3 rRNA genes (2 of these 3 only partly in view) are annotated in these 2,500 nt (G+C 53.6%); all 3 read right to left on the bottom strand.

Annotated elements, in window-relative coordinates:
- Positions 1-69: ribosomal RNA gene (locus ACEF39_RS01640) — 16S ribosomal RNA — on the bottom strand (it extends 1,476 nt beyond the left edge of the window).
- Between the two features lie 501 nt (positions 70-570).
- Positions 571-685: ribosomal RNA gene (gene rrf / locus ACEF39_RS01635) — 5S ribosomal RNA — on the bottom strand.
- Between the two features lie 169 nt (positions 686-854).
- Positions 855-2,500, bottom strand: a 23S ribosomal RNA gene (locus ACEF39_RS01630) (it continues 1,235 nt past the right edge of the window).

Here is a 2,500-nt window from a genome sequence, read left to right as displayed (position 1 = left end):
CCGTTCGACTTGCATGTGTTAGGCCTACCGCCAGCGTTCACTCTGAGCCAGGATCAAACTCTTCACTTAAAACAGCATTGTCCGAAGACAAAAATTTAAAGCTGCAGATGAATGATTCTGGCAACGTATCGCTTGCTTTAAAACAATTAATAGTTGCTTGATCAAACGTCTGCAAGATGGACAATCATCCTTCCTGCAGGCGCCTTCACAAGATACCTGCGCATACTTTCAAAGATCCGGGGAAATGGCCTCAGCGCCGTTCCCGTGTGCTGCGAAGCTTCCTTCGTAGCGAGCCGCCCATTATAGCCGGCTTTTCCGCTTCGTCAACACCTTTTTTCAAGGCCGTCTCACCGAAGTGGACGTTGTTGCCGATGCTGCTTCGTCGTTGGACCCGAGGGCCTTTCGTCGTTGCGAGCCGCCTATTATGGCAGGCTTTTCAGCTTTGTCAACAACTTGTGAGAGAAACTTGAAGCTCTTCGCGAAGTTGTTGCCGTAAGTCCAGGTCGAAACCTGAGGCTTGCAAAAAAAGGAAAACCCCGCTGCATGAGCAGCGGGGTTTTTGGGTATAAACCCTGGCGATGACCTACTCTCGCATGGCTTAGGCCACACTACCATCGGCGCAGCTACGTTTCACTTCCGAGTTCGGGATGGGATCGGGTGGTTCCATAGCGCTAATTTCACCAGGGAGGCGGTTGGAGTGTCGCTTGGACGTCGTGTCTTTGCAGGGAGCGGGCATGGTGATGCCGGCATTGCAAAGAGACGCGCCTGAGCGCCTGCCTCTCGTTTGGTCTTGTGACGTAGCGTGCACCTGGATCTATCGACATGTCATGTCGGCCAAGGCAACTTGAGGTTATATGGTCAAGCCTCTCGGATCATTAGTATCAGTTAGCTCAATACATTGCTGTACTTACACACCTGACCTATCAACCACGTAGTCTACATGGTTCCTTCAGGGGGCTTGTGCCCCGGGAGATCTCATCTTGAGGCGCGCTTCCCGCTTAGATGCTTTCAGCGGTTATCGCTTCCGAACATAGCTACCCGGCAATGCCACTGGCGTGACAACCGGAACACCAGAGGTTCGTCCACTCCGGTCCTCTCGTACTAGGAGCAGCCCCTCTCAAATCTCCAACGCCCATGGCAGATAGGGACCGAACTGTCTCACGACGTTCTGAACCCAGCTCGCGTACCACTTTAAATGGCGAACAGCCATACCCTTGGGACCGACTACAGCCCCAGGATGTGATGAGCCGACATCGAGGTGCCAAACACCGCCGTCGATATGAACTCTTGGGCGGTATCAGCCTGTTATCCCCGGAGTACCTTTTATCCGTTGAGCGATGGCCCTTCCATACAGAACCACCGGATCACTAAGTCCTAGTTTCCTACCTGCTTGATCCGTCGATCTTGCAGTCAAGCACGCTTATGCCTTTGCACACAGTGCGCGATGTCCGACCGCGCTGAGCGTACCTTCGAGCTCCTCCGTTACTCTTTAGGAGGAGACCGCCCCAGTCAAACTACCCACCATACACGGTCCCCGATCCAGATAATGGACCCAGGTTAGAACGTCAAGCACGACAGGGTGGTATTTCAAGGATGGCTCCACTGCAGCTAGCGCCACAGTTTCATAGCCTCCCACCTATCCTACACAGACGAACTCAACGTTCAGTGTAAAGCTATAGTAAAGGTTCACGGGGTCTTTCCGTCTTGCCACGGGAACGCTGCATCTTCACAGCGATTTCAATTTCACTGAGTCTCGGGTGGAGACAGCGCCGCTGTCGTTACGCCATTCGTGCAGGTCGGAACTTACCCGACAAGGAATTTCGCTACCTTAGGACCGTTATAGTTACGGCCGCCGTTTACTGGGGCTTCGATCAAGAGCTTCGCCTTGCGGCTGACCCCATCAATTAACCTTCCAGCACCGGGCAGGCGTCACACCCTATACGTCCACTTTCGTGTTTGCAGAGTGCTGTGTTTTTGATAAACAGTCGCAGCGGCCTGGTTACTGCGACCCTCTTCAGCTATAGCTCGCACGAGCCACCAAAAAGGGTGCACCTTCTCCCGAAGTTACGGTGCCATGTTGCCTAGTTCCTTCACCCGAGTTCTCTCAAGCGCCTGAGAATTCTCATCCTACCCACCTGTGTCGGTTTACGGTACGGTCTGCGTAAGCTGAAGCTTAGGAGCTTTTCCTGGAAGCGTGGTATCAGCAACTTCGCCATAAAGGCTCGTCTCGGTGCTCGGTCTTGAAGGATCCCGGATTTGCCAAAGATCCAAACCTACCGCCTTTCCCCGGGACAACCAACGCCCGGTATGCCTAACCTTCTCCGTCCCTCCATCGCACTTACGCGAGGTGCAGGAATATTAACCTGCTTCCCATCGACTACGACTTTCGTCCTCGCCTTAGGGGCCGACTCACCCTGCGCCGATTAACGTTGCGCAAGGAAACCTTGGGCTTTCGGCGTGCGGGTTTTTCACCCGCATTATCGTTACTCATGTCAGCATT

The sequence above is a fragment of the Stenotrophomonas indicatrix genome, assembly GCA_041545745.1.
GTDB classification, from domain to species: domain Bacteria; phylum Pseudomonadota; class Gammaproteobacteria; order Xanthomonadales; family Xanthomonadaceae; genus Stenotrophomonas; species Stenotrophomonas indicatrix_A.
This window is presented reverse-complemented; position numbering and strand designations above follow the sequence as displayed.